At 62.3% G+C, this 22,863-nt stretch carries 24 protein-coding genes; 13 read left to right on the forward strand and 11 right to left on the reverse strand.

Features of this window, described 5'->3' with window-relative positions; translation table 11 throughout:
• Genes OEZ49_RS10460 through nqrF form a run of 5 tightly spaced genes read left to right on the forward strand, consistent with a single transcriptional unit; the run spans position 1 to position 4,500 of the window.
• Positions 1–1,209 (forward strand): NADH:ubiquinone reductase (Na(+)-transporting) subunit B, encoded by a 1,209-nt coding sequence (locus OEZ49_RS10460; protein ID WP_263388251.1) that lies wholly within the window; start codon positions 1–3, stop codon positions 1,207–1,209.
• Complete coding sequence (locus OEZ49_RS10465) at positions 1,202–2,005, forward strand: Na(+)-translocating NADH-quinone reductase subunit C (protein WP_263388252.1); 804 nt, start codon at positions 1,202–1,204, stop codon at positions 2,003–2,005. Before OEZ49_RS10460 ends, OEZ49_RS10465 begins: the two co-directional genes overlap by 8 nt.
• Complete coding sequence (locus tag OEZ49_RS10470) at positions 2,005–2,658, forward strand: NADH:ubiquinone reductase (Na(+)-transporting) subunit D (protein ID WP_263388253.1); 654 nt, start codon at positions 2,005–2,007, stop codon at positions 2,656–2,658. The genes OEZ49_RS10465 and OEZ49_RS10470 overlap by 1 nt, the downstream gene beginning before the upstream one ends.
• Complete coding sequence (nqrE, locus tag OEZ49_RS10475) at positions 2,658–3,266, forward strand: NADH:ubiquinone reductase (Na(+)-transporting) subunit E (protein WP_263388254.1); 609 nt, start codon at positions 2,658–2,660, stop codon at positions 3,264–3,266. Before OEZ49_RS10470 ends, nqrE begins: the two co-directional genes overlap by 1 nt.
• A 13-nt stretch (positions 3,267–3,279) precedes the next feature.
• Positions 3,280–4,500 (forward strand): NADH:ubiquinone reductase (Na(+)-transporting) subunit F, encoded by a 1,221-nt coding sequence (gene nqrF / locus OEZ49_RS10480; protein WP_263388255.1) that lies wholly within the window; start codon positions 3,280–3,282, stop codon positions 4,498–4,500.
• 153 nt (positions 4,501–4,653) lie between these two features.
• Here the strand turns inward: nqrF and arsB are convergent, their stop codons facing one another.
• Together arsB and OEZ49_RS10490 are read right to left on the reverse strand one after the other, a co-directional pair.
• Positions 4,654–5,661, reverse strand: coding sequence for an ACR3 family arsenite efflux transporter (gene arsB, locus OEZ49_RS10485; RefSeq protein ID WP_263388256.1), 1,008 nt, complete (start codon positions 5,659–5,661; stop codon positions 4,654–4,656).
• 165 nt (positions 5,662–5,826) lie between these two features.
• Positions 5,827–6,351, reverse strand: coding sequence for a CBS domain-containing protein (locus OEZ49_RS10490; protein ID WP_263388257.1), 525 nt, complete (start codon positions 6,349–6,351; stop codon positions 5,827–5,829).
• Positions 6,352–6,457: 106 nt separating this feature from the next.
• Here OEZ49_RS10490 and OEZ49_RS10495 point away from each other — a divergent pair, with 106 nt between their 5' ends.
• The 3 genes from OEZ49_RS10495 to nqrM all read left to right on the forward strand — a co-directional run bounded on the left by OEZ49_RS10495 (position 6,458) and on the right by nqrM (position 7,998).
• A complete protein-coding gene (locus OEZ49_RS10495; RefSeq protein WP_263388258.1) occupies positions 6,458–6,646 on the forward strand; it encodes a hypothetical protein in 189 nt (62 codons plus the stop codon).
• Positions 6,647–6,708: 62 nt separating this feature from the next.
• Positions 6,709–7,734, forward strand: a complete 1,026-nt coding sequence (locus OEZ49_RS10500; RefSeq protein ID WP_263388259.1) for an FAD:protein FMN transferase — start codon at positions 6,709–6,711, stop codon at positions 7,732–7,734.
• Positions 7,735–7,755: 21 nt separating this feature from the next.
• The gene (gene nqrM, locus OEZ49_RS10505; protein WP_164132195.1) at positions 7,756–7,998 is read left to right on the forward strand and encodes a (Na+)-NQR maturation NqrM; all 243 of its coding nucleotides are present in this window, start codon (positions 7,756–7,758) and stop codon (positions 7,996–7,998) included.
• A gap of 16 nt (positions 7,999–8,014) precedes the next feature.
• Here the strand turns inward: nqrM and OEZ49_RS10510 are convergent, their stop codons facing one another.
• Complete coding sequence (locus tag OEZ49_RS10510; protein ID WP_263388260.1) at positions 8,015–8,818, reverse strand: class I SAM-dependent methyltransferase; 804 nt, start codon at positions 8,816–8,818, stop codon at positions 8,015–8,017.
• 125 nt (positions 8,819–8,943) lie between these two features.
• Positions 8,944–10,119 carry a helix-turn-helix domain-containing protein gene (locus OEZ49_RS10515; protein WP_263388261.1) on the reverse strand — a complete coding sequence of 392 codons (1,176 nt, stop codon included), beginning with the start codon at positions 10,117–10,119 and terminating at the stop codon, positions 8,944–8,946.
• A 391-nt stretch (positions 10,120–10,510) separates the two neighbouring features.
• On the opposite strand from OEZ49_RS10515, the gene OEZ49_RS10520 reads away from it, so the two are divergent.
• Positions 10,511–12,421, forward strand: coding sequence for a di-heme-cytochrome C peroxidase (locus tag OEZ49_RS10520; RefSeq protein ID WP_263388262.1), 1,911 nt, complete (start codon positions 10,511–10,513; stop codon positions 12,419–12,421).
• A 132-nt stretch (positions 12,422–12,553) separates the two neighbouring features.
• Here OEZ49_RS10520 and OEZ49_RS10525 read toward each other — a convergent pair whose 3' ends face one another.
• From OEZ49_RS10525 to pobA, 7 genes are all read right to left on the reverse strand, one after another.
• Complete coding sequence (locus OEZ49_RS10525; protein WP_263388263.1) at positions 12,554–12,919, reverse strand: fluoride efflux transporter FluC; 366 nt, start codon at positions 12,917–12,919, stop codon at positions 12,554–12,556.
• Positions 12,916–13,290: a fluoride efflux transporter FluC gene (locus OEZ49_RS10530; RefSeq protein WP_263388264.1), complete on the reverse strand. Its 375-nt coding sequence runs from the start codon at positions 13,288–13,290 to the stop codon at positions 12,916–12,918. The genes OEZ49_RS10525 and OEZ49_RS10530 overlap by 4 nt, the downstream gene beginning before the upstream one ends.
• 66 nt (positions 13,291–13,356) lie before the next feature.
• Positions 13,357–14,181 (reverse strand): BKACE family enzyme, encoded by an 825-nt coding sequence (locus OEZ49_RS10535; protein ID WP_263388265.1) that lies wholly within the window; start codon positions 14,179–14,181, stop codon positions 13,357–13,359.
• A gap of 14 nt (positions 14,182–14,195) precedes the next feature.
• On the reverse strand, positions 14,196–14,816 hold the full coding sequence (gene pcaG / locus OEZ49_RS10540) for a protocatechuate 3,4-dioxygenase subunit alpha (protein ID WP_263388266.1): 621 nt from the start codon (positions 14,814–14,816) through the stop codon (positions 14,196–14,198).
• A 65-nt stretch (positions 14,817–14,881) separates the two neighbouring features.
• Positions 14,882–15,610, reverse strand: coding sequence for a protocatechuate 3,4-dioxygenase subunit beta (gene pcaH / locus OEZ49_RS10545; protein ID WP_263388267.1), 729 nt, complete (start codon positions 15,608–15,610; stop codon positions 14,882–14,884).
• Between the two features lie 47 nt (positions 15,611–15,657).
• The gene (gene pcaC, locus OEZ49_RS10550) at positions 15,658–16,035 is read right to left on the reverse strand and encodes a 4-carboxymuconolactone decarboxylase (RefSeq protein WP_263388268.1); all 378 of its coding nucleotides are present in this window, start codon (positions 16,033–16,035) and stop codon (positions 15,658–15,660) included.
• Positions 16,036–16,057: 22 nt separating this feature from the next.
• Positions 16,058–17,227 carry a 4-hydroxybenzoate 3-monooxygenase gene (gene pobA / locus OEZ49_RS10555; protein WP_263388269.1) on the reverse strand — a complete coding sequence of 390 codons (1,170 nt, stop codon included), beginning with the start codon at positions 17,225–17,227 and terminating at the stop codon, positions 16,058–16,060.
• A 90-nt stretch (positions 17,228–17,317) separates the two neighbouring features.
• Between pobA and pcaQ the strand changes: the two genes are divergently transcribed.
• The 4 genes from pcaQ to nosZ all read left to right on the forward strand — a co-directional run bounded on the left by pcaQ (position 17,318) and on the right by nosZ (position 22,860).
• Positions 17,318–18,241: a pca operon transcription factor PcaQ gene (pcaQ, locus tag OEZ49_RS10560; RefSeq protein WP_263388270.1), complete on the forward strand. Its 924-nt coding sequence runs from the start codon at positions 17,318–17,320 to the stop codon at positions 18,239–18,241.
• Positions 18,242–18,308: 67 nt separating this feature from the next.
• Positions 18,309–18,770, forward strand: a complete 462-nt coding sequence (locus tag OEZ49_RS10565) for a DUF2946 family protein (RefSeq protein ID WP_263388271.1) — start codon at positions 18,309–18,311, stop codon at positions 18,768–18,770.
• Positions 18,761–20,938 carry a NosR/NirI family protein gene (locus OEZ49_RS10570; protein ID WP_263388272.1) on the forward strand — a complete coding sequence of 726 codons (2,178 nt, stop codon included), beginning with the start codon at positions 18,761–18,763 and terminating at the stop codon, positions 20,936–20,938. Before OEZ49_RS10565 ends, OEZ49_RS10570 begins: the two co-directional genes overlap by 10 nt.
• Positions 20,939–20,952: 14 nt before the next feature.
• Positions 20,953–22,860 (forward strand): TAT-dependent nitrous-oxide reductase, encoded by a 1,908-nt coding sequence (gene nosZ, locus OEZ49_RS10575; protein ID WP_263388273.1) that lies wholly within the window; start codon positions 20,953–20,955, stop codon positions 22,858–22,860.
• Positions 22,861–22,863 lie beyond the last annotated feature (3 nt).

Here is a 22,863-nt window from a genome sequence, read left to right on the forward strand (position 1 = left end):
ATGGGGTTGCGCAACTTCTTTGACCGGATCGAACCGAATTTCACCAAGGGCGGCAAGTTCGAGAAGCTGTTTCCCATCTATGAGATGGTCGAAAGCTTCATCTACACGCCCAAGTCGGTGACCACCGTCGCCCCGCATGCTCGGTCTTATGTCGATATGAAGCGGATCATGACTTATGTCGTGATCGCCACCATCCCCTGCATCCTGTGGGGCATGTGGAATACCGGCTATCAGGCCAACTCGGCCATCGCCATGCTGGGCGCCGACGCGGCCACAGGCTGGCGCATCACCATCCTCCAGGCGCTTGGCATCTCGCTGGATGCGGCCAATCCGCTGGCCAACGTGGCGCACGGGTTCCTCTACTTCCTGCCGATCTACCTGACGACACTGGTCGTCGGCGGCATCTGGGAGGTGCTCTTTGCCACCGTGCGCGGACATGAGGTAAACGAGGGCTTCCTCGTGACCTCGATGCTCTACACCCTGATCCTGCCGGCCAGCACCCCGCTGTGGCAGGTGGCGCTTGGCATTTCCTTCGGCGTGGTGATCGGCAAGGAAGTGTTCGGCGGCACGGGCAAAAACTTCCTCAATCCCGCGCTGGTCGGTCGCGCGTTCCTTTACTTCGCCTATCCCGCCTATATGTCGGGTGACAGCGTCTGGACCCCGGTCGACGGCTTCTCGGGCGCCACCGCGCTCGCGGTCTCGGCCTCGGACGGGTACCAGCAGCTGGCCGCCAACGGCATCACCTGGATGGACGCTTTCTATGGCACGATCCAGGGCAGCTTTGGCGAGACCTCGACACTGGCCGCAATGCTCGGCCTGGCTTTCCTCCTGATGACGAAAATCGCCAACTGGCGTCTGATCGTGGGTTGTCTGGCGGGGATGATCGGCTTTTCGCTGCTGCTCAATGTCATTGGCTCTGACAGCAATCCGATGTTCGCCATGCCCTGGTACTGGCATCTGGTGCTGGGCGGCTACGCCTTTGGTCTGGCGTTCATGGTGACCGAGCCGGTCTCGGCCAGCCACACCAATACCGGCCGCTATATCTATGGCGCGCTGATCGGGGTCATGGTCGTGCTGATCCGCGTGATCAACCCCGCCTTCCCCGAAGGCATGATGCTCGCCATCCTGTTCGGCAATGTCTTCGCGCCGCTGATCGACTATTTCGTCGTGCAGGCCAACATCAAACGGAGGGCCCGCCGCCATGTCTGAGACACGGAACCAGGGTCTGATCGCCCGCTTCCTCGCCGCACCGCCGGATTCGGTCGGCAAGACCCTGTTCGTCGCGGTCACGCTATGCCTCTTCGCCTCGATGATCGTGTCGGTGGCCGCCGTTTCGCTGCGCCCGGTGCAAGAGGCCAACAAGCTCAAAGATAAGCAGCTGAACATTCTGCAAGTCGCGGGTCTCTATCAACCGGGCCAGAACGTGGCCGAGGCGTTCCAGGCGTTTGAACCCCACGTGCTCGATCTCGACACCGGCGCTTTCACCGATCAGTTCGACGCCGCCACCTTCGACGATCTGGCCGCGGCCCAGAACCCAGAACTCAGCCGTGCGCTGGATGACGACCCGGCGGGCATCGGCCGCCAGGCGCGCTATCGCACCGTCTATCTGCTGCGCGACAGCAGCGGCGCGCTGGACAAGGTGATCCTGCCGCTCCACGGGTATGGACTGTGGTCCACGCTTTACGGCTTCATCGCGCTCGAAGAGAACGGCAACGACATCTTCGGCCTGCAATTCTACCAGCATGGCGAAACCCCGGGGCTTGGCGCCGAGGTGGACAACCCCCGCTGGAAATCGCAGTGGAACGGCAAGAAACTGCGCGATGAGGCGGGCGATCTGCAAATCACCGTGGCCAAGTCGCAACCTGCCGCCGGCCCCGATTTCTATGTCGACGCGCTGGCCGGCGCCACGCTGACCTCGGTCGGGGTGGATAACCTGGTGCGGTTCTGGATGGGCGAGCAAGGCTATGCGCCCTTCCTCGAGGCCCTGAAAGCGGGAGAGATCTGATGTCCCAGACCAAGAAAGAACTGCTGGTCGATCCGCTGGTCGACAACAACCCGATCACGCTTCAGGTGCTTGGCATCTGCTCGGCGCTGGCGGTCACCTCGTCGCTGCAAGTGGCCTTTGTCATGGCGCTGGCCGTGACCTTCGTGACGGCGTTCTCGTCCTTCTTCATCTCGATCCTGCGCAATCAGATCCCCAGCTCGATCCGGATCATCGTGCAGATGGTGATCATCGCCAGCCTGGTGATCCTGGTCGACCAGATCCTCAAGGCCTATGCCTTCGAAATCTCGAAAACCCTGTCGGTCTTTGTTGGCCTTATCATCACCAACTGCATCGTGATGGGCCGGGCCGAGGCATTCGCCATGAAAAACCCGCCTGTCGCTTCGTTCATCGACGGTGTCGGCAACGGGCTGGGTTACGGCCTGATCCTGATGCTGGTCGGCGTGATCCGCGAACTCTTCGGTTCGGGCTCGCTCTTTGGCGTGACCATCCTGCAAACCGTGAACAATGGCGGCTGGTACGTGCCCAACGGGCTCTTGCTGCTGCCGCCCTCGGCCTTCTTCGTGATCGGGTTGATCATCTGGGCCTTCCGCACCTGGAAACCCAAGCAGGTAGAAGAACGTGAATACAAGATCCAGTCGGTGGAGGCGCACTGATGGAAGGGCTAATTTCCCTCGCGGTCAAGGCCGTCTTTGTCGAGAACCTGGCGCTCAGCTTTTTTCTCGGCATGTGTACCTTCATCGCGGTCTCGAAAAAGATCTCGACCGCGCTTGGTCTTGGCATCTCGGTCATGGTGGTGCAGGCCATCACCGTGCCCGCCAACAACCTGCTTTTGAACACGCTCCTGAAACCCGGCGCGCTGGCCTGGGCGGGCTTTCCCGATGTCGATCTGACTTTCCTGGGCCTGATCTCCTATATCGGTGTGATCGCCGCCATCGTTCAGATCCTCGAGATGTTTCTCGATAAATACGTGCCCGCGCTCTACAACGCGCTTGGCATCTTCCTGCCGCTGATCACGGTGAACTGCGCTATCTTGGGCGGTTCGCTCTTCATGGTGGAACGCGATTACAACTTTGCCGAGGCGGCGACCTATGGTCTTTCCTCTGGTTTCGGTTGGGCGCTGGCGATCACCGCCATGGCGGGCGTGCGCGAGAAACTGAAATATTCCGATGTGCCGGACGGGCTTCAGGGCCTCGGCATCACCTTCATCACCGCGGGACTGATGGCCATGGCCTTCATGTCCTTCTCGGGCGTCAAACTGTAAGGGGGCCGGACAGATGGAAACATTTTCGCTCGGCGTCGTCCTCTTTACCCTGATCGTCATTGCGCTGGTCAGCATCATCCTGATGGCCCGCTCGCGGCTAGTCTCGACCGGCAACGTCAACATCACCATCAACGGCGAGAAAACCATCTCGGTCCCCGCCGGTGGCAAGCTGTTGCAGACGCTGGCGGCCGAAAAGCTGTTCGTGCCATCGGCCTGCGGTGGCGGCGGCACCTGCGCCCAATGCCGGGTCAAGGTGCATTCCGGCGGCGGATCCATCCTGCCGACCGAGGAAAGCCACATCACCAAGCGCGAGGCCGCCTGCGGCGACCGCCTGTCCTGTCAGGTCGCGGTCAAGCAGGACATGGATATCGAAGTGCCCGAAGAGGTGTTCGGCGTGAAAAAGTGGGAATGCACCGTGCGTTCCAACGAAAACGTCGCCACCTTCATCAAGGCGCTGGTGCTGGAACTGCCCGAGGGCGAGAACGTCAACTTCCGCGCAGGTGGCTATATCCAGATCGCGGCCCCTGCGCACCAGCTTGCCTATACCGATTTCGACATCCAGGAAGAGTATCGCGAGGACTGGGACAAGTTCAATCTGTGGCAATACAAGTCCACCGTGACCGTCCCGATCGAACGCGCCTATTCGATGGCCAACTACCCCGAGGAAAAGGGCATCATCATGCTCAACGTCCGGGTGGCCTCGCCGCCGCCGGGCTCCGAGGGCATCCCGGCAGGCCAGATGTCGTCGTATATCTTCAACCTGAAACCGGGCGACAAGGTCACCATCTCGGGTCCGTTCGGCGAGTTCTTCGCCCGCGACACCGACAAGGAGATGGTGTTCATCGGCGGCGGCGCAGGTATGGCACCGATGCGCAGCCATATCTTCGACCAGCTCAAGCGCCTGAAATCCAAGCGCAAGATCACCTTCTGGTACGGCGCCCGCTCGAAGAAAGAGATGTTCTTTGTCGAGGATTTCGACCAGCTTGCCGCCGAGAACGAAAATTTCGAATGGCACGTGGCGCTGAGCGACCCGCAGCCGGGCGATGACTGGACGGGCTACACCGGCTTCATCCATAACGTCCTGTTCGAGGAATATCTGAAAAACCACCCCGCGCCCGAGGACTGCGAATTCTACATGTGCGGCCCGCCGATCATGAACCAGTCGGTGATCAAGATGCTGCTTGACCTGGGCGTCGACCGCGAAGACATCATGCTGGACGATTTCGGGGGTTAAATAGAAACCCGGCGCAGAGATGCGCCGGGTTTTCGTTTCAAGGATCCTGCGGGCCAGAGCGCAAGGTAGAGCGCGAAACGCCAGTTTGGCAAAGCGTTGCCCTGCGGCGTGAACGATTTGCCGAGGATCGAGATCACGGCAACAGGGTCGGCGTCAGCTGAACGAGGTGCGTGTCCGGTTGGCAAAGGCCACAAGCGACAGCATCACTGGCACCTCGACCAGGACTCCGACCACCGTGGCAAGCGCGGCGCCTGAATTCAGGCCGAATAGGCTTATCGCCACCGCGACCGCAAGCTCGAAGAAATTCGAGGTGCCGATCAATGCACAGGGGGCTGCGATTTGGTGCGGAACCCGCAGCGTCCAGGCCGATGCATATGCCAGCGCGAAGATACCATAGGACTGGATCAGGATCGGTACTGCGATCAGCGCGATAACCTGAGGCCGGTCAAGTATCACCTGCCCCTGAAGGCCGAACAGGATGACTACCGTCGCGATCAGGCCCAGGATCGACCATGGCTTGATCCTGTCTCGGAACCGGTCGATGCGCTCTTCACTGCCAAGCCGCCGACGCGTCCAGATACCTGCCGCCAGCGGCAGCGCAACAAACAGCACGACCGAGAGAAACAGCGTCTCCCATGGCACGGCGATGTCTGTGACACCCAACAGAAAGGCGACGATGGGCGCAAAGGCGAAGACCATGACCACATCGTTTACTGAGACCTGCAACAGCGTATAGCTCTCGTCGCCACGTGTAAGCTGGGACCAGACGAAAACCATTGCCGTACAGGGCGCAGCCCCAAGCAGGATGAGCCCCGCAATGTATTGCTGTGCATCTTCCGTTGCGATGATATCGGCAAAGACATAGTCAAAGAACACAACGCCAAGCGCGGCCATTGTGAACGGCTTGATCAGCCAGTTCACCGCCAACGTGATCGCCAAACCCTTTGGCTGTTTCGCCGCGCCTTTGAGGCTGCCGGGATCGACCCCGACCATCATCGGGTAGACCATCGCCCAGATCAGAACCGCAACCACAAGGTTTACGTTTGCCACTTCAGCTGCGGCAATCGTCTTCACCAGACCGGGAACGGCGCTGCCAACCAGGATGCCGACGATCATCGCCAGCGCAATCCAAACAGAAAGATACCGTTCGAAAACACTCATGGTCTGCCACCTACCTCGTCTAGCGAACCAAATTGTGAACTCGTGCTCGCAATCCTGAAAAATCGGTGGCCCGGGCTGCGTTCCGGTCATGGCCTTTACCGGCAAGGATGACCGGTGTCGGCAGAAGCCGCCTTCGACCGTGCACTCTGATTTCCGGGCCGGACCCTAACCGACGATCATCTGCTTCATCCGCAGCGCTTCGTATTCCAGCTCGCGGAGGCGGAAATTCACCACGTCACCGATGGTGATCATGCCGCACAGGTTGCCGTCCCTCACCACCGGCATGTGACGGAACCGGCCTTCGGTCATGGTCTTGAGCACATCGGTCAGCGTGTCCTCGGGCGTGCAGGTGCGCACGCTCTTGGTCATCAGCGCCTCGACCTGCTGCGGCAGTGTCTGGCCCGGCGTGTCGGCCATGCGCCGCACGATGTCACGTTCCGACAGGATGCCTTGCAGCGTGCCGTTCTGATCCGTCACCACCACGGCGCCGATCCGCTTTTCCTTGAGCACGCCCACCACATGTCCGATCGTGTCCCCCGGTCGGACCGAGAATATAGCGTCGCCCTTGCCCTCCAGCAATTTGGCCACCGTCGACTGGGAATGCGCCAGGTTCGATTCGACCGTTTGGCTATAGGTTGCCGTGTCGGCCTTGTCGCCCCGGGTCGGCGGCTGATATGAACTGGGTGCCATGCGCGGGTCTCCTGCTGTCCTGCTGCGGGTTCACCTCCATCTTACCCCGGCAGACCGATCCGGGAAGGCCCGAAATGCCCGGACCCCGAAAATCGGCAAGGCCGCGATGTTCGAATCCCTACACCTGACCCCGTTTTCCGCCGCGCTGATCTTCTTTGTGGTAGTGGTTTGCGGCCACGGCTACCGCAAGACATGGAAGGCCGATCCCCCCGCGCCCCGGTCGCGGCTCTGGCTCTACGGCGTGCCGGCGGCAATTGGCCTGCTGGTTCTCGCCTTTCTGCCGCTGCGACCCTGAGGCGTTTGACACCGCCCCGCCGCTGTCCTATGCCGCAGCAGCGAAATCGCCGAGGTTTTTCGATGTTCCGTTGGCTTGCCCTCTCCGCCACTCTCCTGCTCTCCGCCTGCCTCTTTGACGAAGAGCCGGTTGTCGTCAAACTTTCGGGCGAGACGATGGGCACCACCTATCACGTCACTGCCATCGGCCCCGATCTGGACGAGGCGAAACTCGCCGCCGCCGTGGCCGAGACCCTGACGGCCGTGAACGGCAAGATGTCGAACTGGGATCCGAAATCCGAGGTGTCGACCTTCTCGGCCAGTGCCCAGACCACGCCGATGCCGGTATCGGCGGATTTCGTCACCATCCTGACCGCGGCCAACGAAGTGCATCAGAAATCGGGCGGCAAGTTCGACGTGACCCTCGGGCCCCTGATCGAGCTTTGGGGTTTTGGCCCGCGCAAGCCCGAAGATCCGATTCCCGCTGATGACGCTATCGCCGCCGCCCTGAAAGGTGTCGGCCAGACCCGCCTCTTGACGCTGGACGCGGGCGCCGGAACCATCGCCAAGGCCCGGCCCGAGACCGGCATCAACCTCAGCGCCATCGCCAAGGGCTTTGGTGTCGACGCGGTGGCGCGCACAATTGCCGGGCTGGGCGCCGAAAGCTACCTGGTCGAGATCGGCGGCGATCTGGTGACCAAGGGCAACAACGACAAGGGCGAGGCCTGGCGCATCGGCATTGAACGCCCCGATCAAGGCGCGCAGAGCATCCAGCTGGTGGTGCCGGTCAGCGACTACGGCATGGCCACCTCGGGCGATTACCGCAACTATTTCGAACACGAAGGCCGCCGCTATTCCCATATCCTCGACCCGGTCACCGGCCGCCCGGTCACACATCGCACGACCTCGGTCACGGTCATTGCCGACACCGCGATGATGGCCGATGCCTGGGCCACTGCGATGCTGGTTCTGGGGCTGGATGCGGGGCTGAAAGTGGCCGAAGCCAATAACCTTGCCGTGTTTTTCATCGAAAGAGATGTGCAAGGCGGCGACGATGCCTATATGACGGCACAAAGCAGCGCCTTTGCCGATCTGCTCAACACCGACTGATCCGAAACGGGGACCCCCGAGATGACAACCTTTGTGCTGGCCTTCTTCCTCTTGCTGATCGTGATGCTCGGCATGTCGCTGGGCGTCATGCTGATGGGCAAGCGGATCAAGGGCAGCTGCGGTGGGCTCAACGCCATTTCCGGCACCGACCGCTGCGTTGTCTGTTCCAAGGAGATCGACCCCGACAGCCCGCTGCGCGAGCGGCTGCAATGCCCGCGAGCGCGCAAGATAGCGGCCGAGTTGGAAAAGGAAAAGCGCGGCTGAACCGCGCTTCTCTGTCTTACCGTTTTCTCATGATCACCATGTCCTGACCCATCGCCCGGCTGCCTTCCAGCGCGCGGCGGTGGGCCTCGGGCAACGAGGGATGATCATACAGCATCGGCGGCCGACCCTTGTAGACCTGCAAGACATCCATATGCTTGTTCCACTCCTTTCGGATGAATTGCGACGTGTGGATGGATGAGCCGTAATTCTCGGGGAAATCCATGTCTGTCCCGCGGGATGTGTGAATGTCGAAGTACCAGAACCCTGCACTCTCGATCTTCTCGCGTTCCGGCTGGGAGAACTTGCTTTCCAGCCACCAGTCGCCCTGCACGGTGATCAGATAGATACAGCCTGGCTTGCCTACGCGCGCCAGTTCGTTCAGCCAGCGATCTTCGCTGTCCCGCTTGAGATGCGAGAACACCGAGAAGCTGTACACCAGATCGAACGTTCCGTCGGCCCATTTCAGCGGCGGTTCGGGCTGGCTCTGATACACTTCGGCATGTTTGAAGAAGTCGTTGCAGAACTTGACCAGCGGCCCGTTCGGATCACAACCCTTGATGTTGGCGGTGTTCGGGAACATCTGCATCAACCGGCCGGTGCCACAGCCGAAATCAAGGATCGACTGATAGTCATACAGCCGCCTCCCGTCATGTTTCAGCGTCGCCGCTTCAAAGAACGCGATATGCTCCAGCGCCGAGCGCTGGAAATGCGCAAGATCGGTCGTGCCAATGGTGTGGCGCAGCAGGTGCTCGGGTATGTCCGACAGCGATGCCCGCTCCACCTCGGGCAGGAATGATGCGTCGATAACAACTTCGCCCAATGCCGTATCTCCTTGAAAATATAATTATATTTCTGATCTATCCGGCATCTGCGCGAATGGCCGGACGCTACCATGACCCTCGCAGGGGAAGCAAGTGCGCACAACCGCGCTCTGCCTCGCAACCCTCAATCCCGAACAAGGAAACCTGACGAGATGTTGGTCGCCATCCGGATCGCCTGTGTCCGGTTTTCGCAGCTGGCTTTCGATAGGATCGACTTGACCTGGGTGTTGATCGTATCCAGCGACCGCCCCCGTTGTTCGGCGATCTGTTTGTTGGTTTTGCCTTCCGCCATCAGCTCCAGAACCGCGCTTTCCGCTTCGCTCAACTCGAACAGCGTGGCAAGGCATTGCATCTCCAGCCGATAGCTGCGGCTGGTATCCGTGCTCATCAGTAGATAGCCGTCAATCGGTCCACTTCCCATCTCGTTCGCCTTGTTCAGGGGCGAGATGTCGATGCACAGCGCCTCGCTTGCGGCGGTCTGCCCCTTGTGTTCGGCTTCAACTGCTTCCTTGCGGGGGCGGGCTCCGAAACGGCCATGGCCTGTGACCCCACTCATCAGCGCGCGCGCCCGGCCCAGGTCGCCTTCGCTGCGAAACGACAGCTGTCCGCGTGGCGTCGTGCGATAGACCCCGGATTCGTCGGCCTGTCGGCGGAATTCCTCGTTGTCGACGATCACGTTCATCCGGTTGTCCAGAACGCAGAACCCCACATCCAGCTTGTCGAGCGCGTTCAGCACCGCTTGGTGCCGCTTCTGCACTGCCTGGATCGGGCGGCCGATACTCAGCGCCTTGGCGATATGCGGCAACAGCCGCGAAGCCCGGGCCAGACGCAGGGGCAGATCTTCGGCCGCATCCGAGCCGAACTGCATGGAAAACCGGTCATGAAACAGCTGGTCCTTGTTCAGCAAGGCGCCACAGCGGTACCGGATGCCGTATCGCATCATGGTTTTCTGGTTCGGCCGTGCCAGCAATTCGGCTTCCGACGCGGCCAGAACCGAATCCGGGATCAGCTCGATATCGTCCGTCGCGCGGGAATGCCGGGCAAAAATCGCCTGGTCGGCGATCTCCAGATCGTTGTGCTGCGCTAGGTACCCATGCACCAGTTCGGCATTATAAGTATCGCTGAAATGCGAGGCCAACAGATGCGGCCGGTCCTGTGGTGTTTCCACCTCGAATATCATTGCGCCGACTGCGCCGGTGTAATGCGCGATTTCGGTCAGAAGAACAGGCCATTTCCCCGGATCCAGCGCGGCATCGTATATTGAAACTACAATCTGATCGTGCCGGTCGGTCTTGGACATGTGACTTGATGATTCGAGAAATTGGGACTGACTATACCCGGTTTCACCAATTCTGGTGATTATTCAAAGTTGTTCCTCGTTTACGCTACGTTGCATTCAAGTCCGAGAGTGAGTGGCTCAGGAAAAAGTTGTTATCGTGCTGAGTTGGCGGCTGAGGCGCGCCGATCGCCAAAACCGGACAGGACCAACGGGGGTATTCTGGACCCGACCCTCGACGGGATGTGGCGCAATACAGACGCCACTCAGCATACTGAAAGTATTCAAGCCGCAATATGTTTAAGCACCCAAAATAGAAAAAGACATTTGTAAAACACGCTAGGGCGGCGGCACAATGGTGTCGTCGCCCTTGTGGTAGCAACAGGAGCGGCTGTTACAGCACCGGAGGTGAGTGATGATTTCGAGACATCGGATTGGTTTGATCCTGCTTGGCGCCCTTGTGGCTCTGGGCGCGCCTCAGGCCCAGGCGCAATCGAGCTGGCGTGTCTGTCGGGATGTCGAATGCCTGGATCAGGGCTGGAACGACGCCCAACGCCGCTGGTGGTACACCACCACCCAGGGCTCACGCCTCTTGCCGCTCGACTGGCTCGTGGCACTGGAACAGCCCGGCGACGGCCAGCGCGCCTTTCTCGACCGCGCCTATATGGAAGAGCTGGGCTATATCGCCAACCCCGACCCGGTGAACAATCCCGAGGGCCTGCCGCTCGGCTGGGTGATCGATCAGGACCGGAGCCTGTCGGCCGACCTGATGTGCGATACCTTCCCCGAGACCTGCGACGCGCTGACCATGCGCAAACCCTGGGTCGGGCTCACCTGTTCGGCCTGCCACACCAACGAGATCACCCATCAGGGCCGCCGGCTGCGGATCGAAGGCGCGCCGACGCTCGCCGATTTCCAGCGGATGGAAGAGGACCTGCTGCAATCGCTCAAGGACACCGTGGCCGACCGCACCCGCTTCGACCGTTTTGCGCGCGCCGTGCTGGGCGAGGATCAAAGCATCGATGGGCGCGCCTCGCTGGAAACTCAGCTTGGCGAACAGATCGCCTGGCAACAGGCGCTGGCCGACAAGAACGCGGCACCCAAGGTGCGCTATGGTCATGCCCGGTTGGATGCCCAGGGCCATATCCTGAACAAGGTGGCGCTGACCGTCCGCGATCCTGACCAGATCACCAACGTTCTGGCCGACGCCCCGGCCAGCTATCCGCATATCTGGAACACCTCGCAGCAGGAGCAGCTGCAATGGAACGGCATCGCCACGCGGATGTTCAAGATCCGCTTCCTCGGCGAAAGCACGGAACTCGGCGCGCTGGTGCGCAACACCTCCGAGGTGATCGGCGTCTTTGCCCATATCGAGACCGACAAGTTCACCGTGCGCCGGGGTTATCCCTCCAGTGCCCGGGTCCGTGAACTGGTCTCGCTTGAACGCCAGCTTGAGAGCCTGCAATCGCCGAAATGGCCCGAGGACATGCTGGGGGCCATCGACTGGGATCTCGCCGCACGCGGGCGCGAGGTCTTCACCCGCCAGATCGACGGCGAAAGCTGCGCTGACTGCCACAGCCATATGGCCCCCACGGACACCACCAGCCCGATGGCCACCACGATGACGCCGCTGGCCGATATCGGCACCGATGTGTTCACCACCTGCAATACCTTCCTGCACCGCTCGAAACCCGGCCAGTTCGGCGGCCAATACGTGATCACCGAAGGCGCCCGCATCGACCCGGTCGAGGATTTCACCCGCATGATGCTGGTCAACGCCACGATCGGCGCCATCTGGGGCAAGCGGGGCGAGGTGCTGGGCGCGATCCTCTACGAGGATGACCGCCCCTCGGGCGACCGTACCGAAAGCGGGCTGATCACCGAATACCTGCCCGGCGTGACCGATGAGAAAAAGAAGGCCGACGCGCAGGACTGCCTGACCCAGGACCACACGCTCCTGGCCTACAAGGCCCGCGCGCTTAACGGGATCTGGGCCACCGCGCCCTATCTGCACAACGGCTCGGTACCCACGCTTTACGACCTGCTGCTGCCCGCCCGCATGCGCAATGTCGCCACCGATCTCGACGCCGTCCTGCCCGAGGATGCCGAAACCCGGCCCGAGGTGTTTGGCGTCGGCAGCCGCGAGTTCGACCCGGTCAAGGTCGGTTTTGTCTCGGATCTGGAACAGAACCCCTTTACCTTCCGCGCCCGCGACGAGGATGGCGAACCGATCCCCGGTAATTTCAACTCGGGCCATGACTATGGCACGGCAGGCCTGACCGAAGAGGACCGCCGCGCCCTGCTGGAGTACCTGAAAACCCTGTGATCCATCCCGGCCTGCACGCGGGTGGCGGGTGCGGGAGCCTCCGGCGGGAGTATTTTGAACCAGAAAGAAGCCCAAGCGCACTGCTGCTTCTTTCTGGTCAAAAGTACTCAATGGCGCCGCGCAGACGCCCGATTAACCGGTCAGATATTGTCCCAACAGGAACGCCAGGGCGCAAAGCACGACACTGATCAGGATATTGCCCGCAGCAACCAGGATCGTGCGCGTGCGATGCAGGTCCAGCGTCTGATAGGCAAAGCTGGAAAACGTGGTCAGTCCGCCGCAAAAGCCCAGCACCAACCGGCGCGCATCCTCGCTGACGCCCGCGCCACTGGCCTCCAGTTGCCCCAGCGACAGACCCAGCAGAAGCGTGCCCGCGACATTCACCGCCAGCGTTGCCAGCGGCAAGTCATGGGTGATCCGTCGCGCGGTCCAGTGCCGCAGCACAGCGCCAAGCCCGCCGCCAAGCGCAAACAGGAGATGCAGGTAAACCCCGCTCATCGCGGTGTCCTCCGGCGCCCAAGCGCCTCGCCCAGCACCGCCGCCGCAAGGCCCGCGGCAATCTCCAGCGTCATGGCGCCCAGCCCGGTGCCCCAGCCCTCCAGCCGGATCATCCGGTCCAGTTCGAAGATGAACGACGAAAAGGTCGACAGCCCGCCGCAGAACCCCACCGCGCCCAGATGCAGCACATGGGCATGCACCCGGTGCCGCACGGCGTAAAGCCAGCCCAGGATCAGGCAGGCCACCGTATTGATGCCGAAAGTGGCGGTCACCAGCGGCAGGCCGGGGATCTCCAGCGCGAACAGCTCGCGCAGCAGCGACCCCGCCGCGCCGCCCGCGAATACCGCCAGATACATGCCTGCCCGTGCCACCCGCGCCCCTCATCCGCCTGTTGACCCGGCATAGCGGGCGAAGGCGGGGTTTTCAATTCCGCCGGGTCAGGCCAGTCCGAGGATCTCGCGCGCCTCTTGCCAGCGGGCCACCGGGCGCTCGTATTTCTCGCAGAGCTCGACCGCCCGCCGAACCAGCGCCGCGTTCGACGGTGCCAGACGGTCGCGGTCCAGCCGCACGTTATCCTCCAGCCCCGTGCGCGTGTGACCGCCCGCCGCGATGGCCCATTCGTTGACCACGATCTGGTTCTGGCCGATCCCGGCGGCACACCATTCCGCCTGCGGCGCGCGGGTCTTCATCGTATGGACGTAGAAATCGAACACTTCGCGGTCGGCGGGCATGGCGTTCTTCACCCCCATGACGAACTGCACATAGAGCTTGCCGTAAAGCTGCCCTTTGCCATGCATGTCGATGGCGCGCAGGATATGGCTCAGGTCAAAGGCCTCGATTTCCGGCGTCACGTGATAGGTCCGCATTTCCGAGGCCAGCCAGTCGACCAGGTCGGGCGGGTTCTCATAGACCCGCGTCGGAAAGTTGTTCGACCCCACCGACAACGAGGCCATATCAGGCGCCAGCGGCAGCATGCCGCCCCGTGCCTGTCCGGCCCCGGACCGCCCGCCGGTCGAGAATTGCACGATCATGCCGGGACAGTGCTGCCGCAGCCCTTCCAGCAGGCGCCCGAAGCGTTCGGGGTCGCTGGTGGGCGTCTGGTCGTCGTTGCGCACATGGCAATGGGCGATGCTTGCGCCCGCCTCGAACGCCTCCTGCGTGCTTTCGACCTGTTCCTCGACCGTGATCGGCACCGCCGGGTTGTTGTCCTTGGTCGGTAGCGACCCGGTGATGGCGACGCAGATGATACAGGGTTTGGTCATGGCTTCCTCCCGGCTCAGATGTCGAAGAACACCGTCTCGTTCTCGCCTTGCAATCGGATGTCGAACCGATAGACGACCTTGCCGTCCGTCTCGTTGCGCCGGGCGATCAGCGTCTGGCGGCGGTTCTCCCATTCGATCATGTTGATCACCGGGTCGGCGGCGTTGGCCTCGGCCTCGTCCTCGAAATAGAGCCGCGTGTTGAGCCCCACGTTGATGCCGCGCGCCACGATCCACAGGTTGATATGCGGCGCCTGAACGGTTCCGTTCCGGCCCGGAACGGAACCGGGCTTGACCGAGTCGAACCCCCATTCGCCAGTGGCGAAATCGGTGATCACCCGGCCCCAGCCGCGAAACCCGTCCTCGACCGCGCCCGCGTGTTCTGGATGGGCGTAGATACCGGCGGCATTGGCCTGCCAGGCCTCCAGCAGCACGTCCTTGACCGGGCTGCCGGTGCCGTCGATGACCAGCCCCTCGACCCGGATACGTTCGCCCTGCGCATTCGGCCCGGCAATGTCCCAGCCCAGTTCCTGACCGTAGATGTCGAACCCGGCGGCACCCGGCGCCAGCCCGATATGCACGTAAGGTCCGGCCGTCTGCGACGGGGTCTCTTTCAGGTAATCCAGCGATTGCGGCATGTTCTTCTCCTTTTCTGTCGCGTTTCCGAACCGGAAAACCGGTTCCCACTTTTCCTGGAAACGCTTCAGTTCCCCTCCAGCCGGTTTTCAAACAAGGTCGACCGGCGCCCGCGCAGCACCACGTCGAACTTGTAGGCGATGGTATCCAGCGGGATCGTCGCGTTCAGGTCCAGGGGTGCGATCAGTGTGTCGATGGCCGCCGGGTCGGGGATGGTGTTCACGATCGGGCATTTCGCGATCAGCGGGTCGCCCTCGAAATAGCACTGCGTGATCAGCCGTTGGGCAAAAGCGGTGCCAAAGATCGACATATGGATATGCGCGGGCCGCCAGTTGTTGACCCAGTTGCGCCAGGGATAGGCGCCGGGCTTGACCGTGCGGAAATAGTAATAGCCGTTCTCGTCGGTCAGGGTCCGGCCGCAGCCGCCGAAATTCGGGTCGATCGGCGCCAGATAGGTGTCCTTCTTGTGCCGGTACCGCCCGCCCGCATTGGCCTGCCAGATCTCGACCAGCGTATGGGGCAGGGGGCGGCGGTTCTCGTCCAGAACCCGGCCGTGCAGGATGATCCGCTCGCCAATCGCGCTCTCGCCCGGCTTGGCATAGTTGTAGATCAGGTCATTGTCGCCCGTGTCAATATCGCCGTGCCCAAACACCGGGCCGGTGATCTCGCTCACCGTGTTCTCCAGGCTGATCAGCGCCTGCCGGGGCGAGCGCGCGACCGAGGTCTTGTACTTAGGATCATAGGCGGGCGGGTGCCACTCCCTGTCCCTCTGGTAGAATTCACCGGGTTTGAGCATCTCTGGGGTCTCCTCTCTCGGGCGGGACGTGTCGCGCGTTTCCCGGACTATTCCTGTTCCATCTCGGCATAGGTCTGCTTGGCCAGTTTCAGCGCCTGATTGGCGCGCGGCACACCGGCATAGATCGCCACATGCTGGAACGCCTCCAGCACGTCTTGCTTGCTGGCGCCGGTGCGGGCGGTGGCGCGGATATGCATCGGGATCTCCTCGAAATTCCCCAGCGCCGCCAGCAGCGCCAGTGTCAGCATCGACCGTTCCCGGTCGCTGATCCCGCCCGAGGCCCAGACCGTGCCCCAGGCGCCCTCGGTGATCAGCGTCTGGAACGGCACGTCGAACGCGGTCTTGGCCGCCTCGGCCCGGTCGACATAGGCATCGCCCAGCACCCGGCGGCGCACCTTCATTCCGTTGTCATAGCGATCGGACATTCGTCTTCCTTTCCGCTGCGGCCTAATAGGGCAGACCGACATAGTTCTGCGCAAGCACCGTCTGCGCATCCCGGCTGTCGCGCAGGAATGCGATCTCGGCCTTTTGAACCTTCAGGTCGAACTCCGACTGATGCGGGAACCGGTGCAGCAGGGTGGTCATCCACCAGCTGAACCGCTGGGTCTTCCACACCCGCGCCAGCGCCTTTTCCGAATAGCGGTCGATGCCCTCGGTCTCGTCGGTTTCATAGACCTGCACCAGCGCGTGATAGAGGTAATGGATATCGCTCGCCGCGGTGTTCAGCCCCTTGGCCCCGGTCGGCGGCACGATATGCGCCGCATCCCCGCACAGAAACAGCCGCCCCCAGCGCATCGGCTCGCAAACGAACGACCTCAGCGGCGCGATGGATTTCTCGATCGACGGGCCGGTCACCAGCCGTTCCGCCGCCTCTGCCGGAATGCGCCGTTTCAACTCCTGCCAGAACGCCGCATCGGTCCAGTCCTCGGCATGGTCCGAGAGCGAACATTGGATGTAGTACCGGCTCAGGTTGGCGTTGCGCATCGAACAAAGAGCGAACCCGCGATCCGACCCGGCATAGATCAGCTCGTCATTCACCGGCGGCGTCTCCGACAGGATACCCAGCCAGCCAAAGGGATAGACCTTTTCGTATTCCCGCCGCACCGTCAGCGGGATCGCCTGGCGGCTGATCCCGTGGAACCCGTCGCAACCCGCCACATAGTCGCAGTCGACGCGGTGCTCGGTGCCGTCCACCTGATAGGTGACATGGGGCGCGTCGCTGTCGGCCCCGTGTATCTCGACATGGTCGGCTTTGAACACGGTCTTGGCCCCGACCGCCGCGCGTGCATCATAGAGGTCGCGGGTCACCTCGGTCTGGCCATAGACCACGACGTGATTGCCCGTCAGCGCCTCGAAATTGATGCCGAACTGCATGTCCTCGTAAGAGATCACCGTGCCGCCATGGATAAAGCTTTCGCGCTCCATCCGCTTGGCCACGCCCGCCTCGCGCATCAGGTTGACGAAACCCACCTCCAGCACCCCGGCCCGGATGCGGCCCAGCACATAGTCGCGGGTCTTGCGCTCCAGCACCAGCGTGTCGATGCCCTTTTGGTGCAACAGCTGCCCCAACAGCAGCCCCGATGGCCCCCCACCGATGATGACAACCTGAACCCGCATGGCAAATCCTCCCCGAACGCAGGGTGAATGATTGGAATGGACATGTAAAATGAGTTATCATGCCACTTGATTATCAATACTGGAAAGTAAATGATCGACCGACGCATCAAGTTCCGGCACATCCAGTGTTTCGTCGAGATTGCCCGCGAACGCAGCCTCAAGACCGCCGCCGAGAAACTGTTCCTGACCCAACCGGCCATGTCCAAGACGCTGAAAGAGCTCGAAGAGATCGTCGGTACCACCCTGATGCGGCGCAGCCGCTCGGGCGTGGACCTGACGCGCCCGGGCGAGGTCTTCTTGCATTTCGCCCGGATGTCGATCGCCAGCCTGCAACAGGGGCTCGACGGGATCGAGCTGGAAGGCCGCAGGCAAAAGGACAAGCTGTCGGTCGGCGCCCTGCCCAGCGTGGCGGCCCACCTGATGCCGCTGGTGGTGACCGAATTCGCCCGTCTCGCGCCCAACGCACTGCTGCGTATCCTCGACGGGCCGCATGGTTACCTGACCGAACGGTTGCGGGTGGGAGAGCTTGATCTGGTGATCGGCCGCATCGGCCCCTCGGACACCATGCAGGGGATTTCCTTTACCCAGCTCTATGACGAACAGGTGGTGTTCGTGGTGCGCCCGGGCCACCCGCTCTTGTCCGACCCCGATCTGCGCCGGGTTGCCGACTGGCCGGTGATCTACCCGCCCGCAGGTGCGGCCATCCGGCCGCTGGTCGAACAGTTCCTGATCGCCAACGGGGTGGGGGAGTTTCCGAACCGTCTGGAAACCGTCTCGGGCGCGTTTGGCCGGGTGCACACAAGGCAATCCGATTGCGTCTGGATCATCTCGCGCGGGGTGGTCGCCAACGAAATCGCCGAGGGCCGTCTGGTGGCGCTGCCCTTCCGCACCGAGCTGACCCAGGGGCCGGTCGGGTTGATGACCCGGCCCGACCATCCCGAAACCCCGGTTCGGCAACTCTTTGCCCTGGCGGTCACCAACGTTCTGGCAGGAAAATCGGCACACATGACCTAAGTCAAGTCTGCGGGCCGCCCCGGCTTCTAGAACTCGGAACAACCGTAAACCCCGAGTCGGAGTCCCCATGTCCCGTCGGCACAGATCCGCAAACCTGTCCCACCGCGCCCTGCGCGCGCTGACGGGCTGTGCCGCGATCCTGCTCATGGTGCTGCAACTGGTGGCGCCGCAACTGGCACAGGCCGGGCAGGGCAACTGGATCGAGATCTGTTCCGAAGGCGGCGCGGTCTGGGTTCAGGTGACCGAGGGCGAAACACCTGACCGGAACGCGCCTTGCCCCCGTTGCGCCGACTGCGCGCTCTGCGCCCTGACCGGTCCGGCCCCGCTGCCCGATCTGCCCGTCATGGCTTTGTTCCAAGGTGTACAAAACGGTCAATGGGCCCTGAAACCGCTGTACGAAACGGTCAAAACGCCTCGTTTGCGGCCCGAAACCCGCGGCCCCCCGGTCGCGGCCCAAGATAGAATTGCCCGCGCCCCCCGCGCGGTCCTGGCGTCAATCCAAAATACCGGAGGTGCGCCATGGTCCTGAAACGCGCAGCTGAATTCCTGTTGGTTCTTTCCCTGTCCTGCTTGCTGGCGGTCACCGCCCGCGCCGACAGCCTGGCCAGCTTCCTTCCCGATATCGCCCCATCCGACCTCGCCCCCGGCGCCGACGCCTTTGGCCCGGTGCGCGAGGATGTAAAGGTCGCCCCCGTGCTCAAGGGCGGCGAGCCTGTCGCCTGGGCCTTCCTGACCTCTGACTTTGTCGGCACGACCGGCTATTCGGGCAAGCCCATTCACGTGGTCGCGGCCATCGACGCCGATGCCATTCTGACCGGCGTTAAACTGGTAGCGCACTCGGAACCCATTGTTCTTATTGGTATTCCCAACTCGAAAATGGTCGCCCTGACCGAAGGCTACAAGGGTCTCGACCTGAAACGCGAGGCCGAGACCGGTGGCGAGGGGCATGATCTCGACATCATCTCTGGCGCCACCGTCACCATCATGGTGATCGACGACAGCCTGGTGCGCGCAGGGCTCAAGGTGGCCCGCGCGCTGGGGCTGGGCGGCCTTTCGCCCGCCACCCCCGAAGGCCCGCGCCGCGAGATCGACATGGGACAGACCGGGACCAGTGGCTGGTTCACCCTGTCGGGCGACGGCTCGGTCCGGCGGATGACATTGGACATCGGGCAGGTCAACGCGGCCTTTGAGGCCACCGGCGACGCCCGCGCCATCAAACGCCCCGAACCGGGCGCGCCCGAGGATACGTTCATCGACATGCACTTGGCGCTGGTCTCGGTGCCCGAGATCGGCCGCACCCTGCTGGGAGAGGCGGAATATGCAAACCTAGTCAATTGGTTAGAGCCCGGTGAGCAGGCTATTCTGGTGTTGGGGCGCGGCGCTTACAGCTTCAAGGGATCGGGCTATGTGCGCGGCGGGATCTTCGACCGGATCCAGTTGATTCAGGGCGACAGCGCGGTGCGCTTCTTCGATCGCCAGCAACGCCGACTGGGAACGGTCGCGGCCGAGGATGCGCCTGCGTTCTCGGAACTTGACCTCTTCAAGATCCCCGCCGATGCCGAGTTCGACCCAGCCGCCCCCTTCCGCCTGCAACTCTTGGTGCAGCGCGCCGTGGGCGCGGTTGAGAAAAGCTTTCTGACCTTCGATCTGGGCTACCGCCTGCCGGAACGCTTCCTGCTTCCCGCCGCCGCCCCTGCGGTGGTTGAGGATGCAGGTGACGAAGCCGCCGCCAAGGCCGCACTGTGGCAACGGATCTGGAGAGACCGCACCGTCGAAATCGGCATCCTGAGCGCGATGCTGCTGCTACTGACCGCGACCTTCTTCTTCCAGTTCCAGGCCACGATGAACGCCCGCGTCTTCTACTGGTTCCGCATCGCCTATCTGACCGTGACGCTGTTGTTCATCGGCTGGTACGCCAATGCCCAGCTGAGCGTCGTCAACCTGATGGCGCTGGCTGGTAGCCTGCGCACGGGCTTCAGCTGGGACGCCTTCCTGCTCGACCCGCTGGTCTTTATCCAGTGGTTCGCCGTGGCCGCCGCGCTGATCTTCTGGGGCCGGGGCGCCTATTGCGGCTGGCTCTGCCCGTTTGGCGCGCTGCAAGAGCTGACCAACAAGGTCGCCCGTGCCCTTCGCCTGCCGCAATGGACCCTGCCCTGGGGGCTGAACGAGCGGCTTTGGCCGATCAAATACATGATCTTCCTGGGTCTTTTCGGTCTCAGCTTTGTCTCGATCCCGCTGGCCGAAACCTATGCCGAGGTCGAACCGTTCAAGACCGCGATCATCCTCAAGTTCATGCGCGACTGGCCGTTTGTGGTGTTTGCGCTGCTGCTCCTGCTGATCGGACTTTTCATCGAACGGTTCTATTGCCGCTATCTCTGCCCGCTGGGCGCGGCACTGGCGATCCCCGCCCGCATCCGCATGTTCGACTGGCTGCGCCGCTACAAGGATTGCGGCAACCCCTGCCAGACCTGCGCCAACGAATGCCCGGTTCAGGCGATCCACCCCACGGGCGAGATCAACCCGAACGAATGCATCACCTGCCTGCATTGCCAGGTGCTCTATCAGTCCGAGGCCAAATGCCCCGTCGTCATCCGCCAGATCAAGCGGCGGGCGCGCACAGGGACGGTCGATCCGAAACTGAACCTCGGACACCCACCGGCGAACCATCCAAACGCCAAACCGCAAGAAGCTTCCTGAAAGGAGGAACGATCATGTCGGACCACGAAAACAACCTGAGCGTCACCCGCCGCGGCCTGTTGGGCGCGACAGCTACCGGGGCCGTTCTCGCCAGCACCGGGCTGGGTGCCACCCTGATGACCGCGCGCGAGGCCTCTGCCGCCGCCAAGGCCAATCTCGAACCCGGCGAGCTGGACGAATATTACGGCTTCTGGTCCTCGGGCCAGACCGGCGAGCTGCGCATCCTGGGCATCCCCTCGATGCGCGAGCTGATGCGGGTGCCGGTGTTCAACCGCTGCTCGGCCACCGGCTGGGGCCAGACCAACGAGTCGCTCAAGGTGCTGACCGAGGGCCTGCTGCCCGAGACCAAGCAATACCTGGCCGCCAACGGCAAGAAGACCTATGACAACGGCGACCTGCACCACCCGCATATGTCGTTCACCGATGGCACCTATGACGGCCGTTACCTGTTCATGAACGACAAGGCCAACACCCGGGTTGCCCGCGTCCGCTGCGACGTGATGAAATGCGACAAGATCATCGAGATCCCCAATGCGCATGACATCCACGGCCTGCGTCCGCAGAAATTCCCGCGCACCGGCTATGTCTTTGCCAATGGCGAGCATGAGGCGCCGCTGGTCAATGACGGCAAGATCCTGGATGAGCCCGACAAGTATGTGAACATCTTCACCGCCATCGACGGTGACAGCATGGAAATCGCCTGGCAGGTGATCGTGTCGGGCAACCTCGACAACACCGATTGCGATTATCAGGGCAAATACGCCTTCTCGACCTCGTACAACTCGGAAATGGGCATGAACCTGGCCGAGATGACCGAGAACGAGCTGGACCATGTGGTCGTGTTCAACCTCAAGGAAATCGAGGCCGGCATCGCCGCGGGCGATTATCAGGAGCTGAACGGTGTCAAGGTTGTCGACGGGCGCAAGGGCGCAGGCAACAATTATACCCGCTATATCCCGATCCCCAACAGCCCGCATGGCTGTAACGCCGCCCCCGACAAGCGCCACATCATGATCAACGGCAAGCTGTCGCCCACCGTCTCGGTGATCGACGTCGAAAAGGTCGATGCGCTGTTCACCGAGAATGCCGATCCGCGCTCGGCCATCGTGGCCGAACCGCAGCTGGGTCTTGGGCCGCTTCACACTGCGTTCGACAACAAGGGCAACGCCTATACCACCCTGTTCCTGGACAGCCAGGTGGTGAAGTGGGATATCCAGAAGGCGATCGAAGCCTATGCCGGCGCCGATGTCGACCCGATCCTCGACAAGGTCGATGTGCAGTATCAGCCGGGCCACAACTCGACCTCGATGGGTGAAACCGCCGAGGCCGACGGCAAATGGCTCATTTCGATGAACAAGTTCTCGAAGGACCGGTTCCTGAATGTTGGCCCCTTGAAGCCAGAAAACGAACAGCTGATCGACATCTCTGGCGACAAGATGAAGGTGGTGCATGACGGCCCGACCTTTGCCGAGCCGCATGACAGCATCATCGTGCACCGGTCCAAGGTGAACCCGGTCAATGTCTGGGATCGCAACGACCCGATGTGGGAAGACGCCCGCCAGCAGGCCGCCGCCGACGGCGTCGACCTGGAGGAAGGTGCCGAGGAGCCGATCCGCGACGGTAACAAGGTGCGGGTCTACATGACTTCCGTAGCGCCGACCTTCAGCCTCGAGAAGTTCACGGTTAAGCAGGGCGACGAGGTAACAATCTATGTCACCAACCTCGACGATGTGGATGATGTGACCCACGGGCTGTGCATGGCCAACTTTGGCATCGCGATGGAAGTGGCGCCGCAGGCGACCGCCTCGGTGACCTTCATTGCCGACCGCCCTGGCGTGCACTGGTTCTATTGCCAGTGGTTCTGCCACGCGCTGCACATGGAAATGCGCGGCCGGATGTTTGTCGAGCCGCGGGGAGCATAAATC

It is taken from the genome of Ruegeria marisflavi, assembly GCF_025673445.1.
Lineage (GTDB): Bacteria > Pseudomonadota > Alphaproteobacteria > Rhodobacterales > Rhodobacteraceae > Ruegeria_B > Ruegeria_B marisflavi.

Excerpts from the sequence above, each read along its gene's own strand:
- OEZ49_RS10460 (WP_263388251.1), top strand. The coding sequence starts at position 1 with ATGGGGTTGCGCAACTTCTTTGACCGGATCGAACCGAATTTCACCAAG.
- OEZ49_RS10465 (WP_263388252.1), top strand. The coding sequence starts at position 1,202 with ATGTCTGAGACACGGAACCAGGGTCTGATCGCCCGCTTCCTCGCCGCA.
- OEZ49_RS10470 (WP_263388253.1), top strand. The coding sequence starts at position 2,005 with ATGTCCCAGACCAAGAAAGAACTGCTGGTCGATCCGCTGGTCGACAAC.
- nqrE (WP_263388254.1), top strand. The coding sequence starts at position 2,658 with ATGGAAGGGCTAATTTCCCTCGCGGTCAAGGCCGTCTTTGTCGAGAAC.
- nqrF (WP_263388255.1), top strand. The coding sequence starts at position 3,280 with ATGGAAACATTTTCGCTCGGCGTCGTCCTCTTTACCCTGATCGTCATT.
- arsB (WP_263388256.1), bottom strand. The coding sequence starts at position 5,661 with ATGAGTGTTTTCGAACGGTATCTTTCTGTTTGGATTGCGCTGGCGATG.
- OEZ49_RS10490 (WP_263388257.1), bottom strand. The coding sequence starts at position 6,351 with ATGGCACCCAGTTCATATCAGCCGCCGACCCGGGGCGACAAGGCCGAC.
- OEZ49_RS10495 (WP_263388258.1), top strand. The coding sequence starts at position 6,458 with ATGTTCGAATCCCTACACCTGACCCCGTTTTCCGCCGCGCTGATCTTC.
- OEZ49_RS10500 (WP_263388259.1), top strand. The coding sequence starts at position 6,709 with ATGTTCCGTTGGCTTGCCCTCTCCGCCACTCTCCTGCTCTCCGCCTGC.
- nqrM (WP_164132195.1), top strand. The coding sequence starts at position 7,756 with ATGACAACCTTTGTGCTGGCCTTCTTCCTCTTGCTGATCGTGATGCTC.
- OEZ49_RS10515 (WP_263388261.1), bottom strand. The coding sequence starts at position 10,119 with ATGTCCAAGACCGACCGGCACGATCAGATTGTAGTTTCAATATACGAT.
- OEZ49_RS10520 (WP_263388262.1), top strand. The coding sequence starts at position 10,511 with ATGATTTCGAGACATCGGATTGGTTTGATCCTGCTTGGCGCCCTTGTG.
- OEZ49_RS10525 (WP_263388263.1), bottom strand. The coding sequence starts at position 12,919 with ATGAGCGGGGTTTACCTGCATCTCCTGTTTGCGCTTGGCGGCGGGCTT.
- OEZ49_RS10535 (WP_263388265.1), bottom strand. The coding sequence starts at position 14,181 with ATGACCAAACCCTGTATCATCTGCGTCGCCATCACCGGGTCGCTACCG.
- pcaG (WP_263388266.1), bottom strand. The coding sequence starts at position 14,816 with ATGCCGCAATCGCTGGATTACCTGAAAGAGACCCCGTCGCAGACGGCC.
- pcaH (WP_263388267.1), bottom strand. The coding sequence starts at position 15,610 with ATGCTCAAACCCGGTGAATTCTACCAGAGGGACAGGGAGTGGCACCCG.
- pcaC (WP_263388268.1), bottom strand. The coding sequence starts at position 16,035 with ATGTCCGATCGCTATGACAACGGAATGAAGGTGCGCCGCCGGGTGCTG.
- pobA (WP_263388269.1), bottom strand. The coding sequence starts at position 17,227 with ATGCGGGTTCAGGTTGTCATCATCGGTGGGGGGCCATCGGGGCTGCTG.
- pcaQ (WP_263388270.1), top strand. The coding sequence starts at position 17,318 with ATGATCGACCGACGCATCAAGTTCCGGCACATCCAGTGTTTCGTCGAG.
- OEZ49_RS10565 (WP_263388271.1), top strand. The coding sequence starts at position 18,309 with ATGTCCCGTCGGCACAGATCCGCAAACCTGTCCCACCGCGCCCTGCGC.
- OEZ49_RS10570 (WP_263388272.1), top strand. The coding sequence starts at position 18,761 with ATGGTCCTGAAACGCGCAGCTGAATTCCTGTTGGTTCTTTCCCTGTCC.
- nosZ (WP_263388273.1), top strand. The coding sequence starts at position 20,953 with ATGTCGGACCACGAAAACAACCTGAGCGTCACCCGCCGCGGCCTGTTG.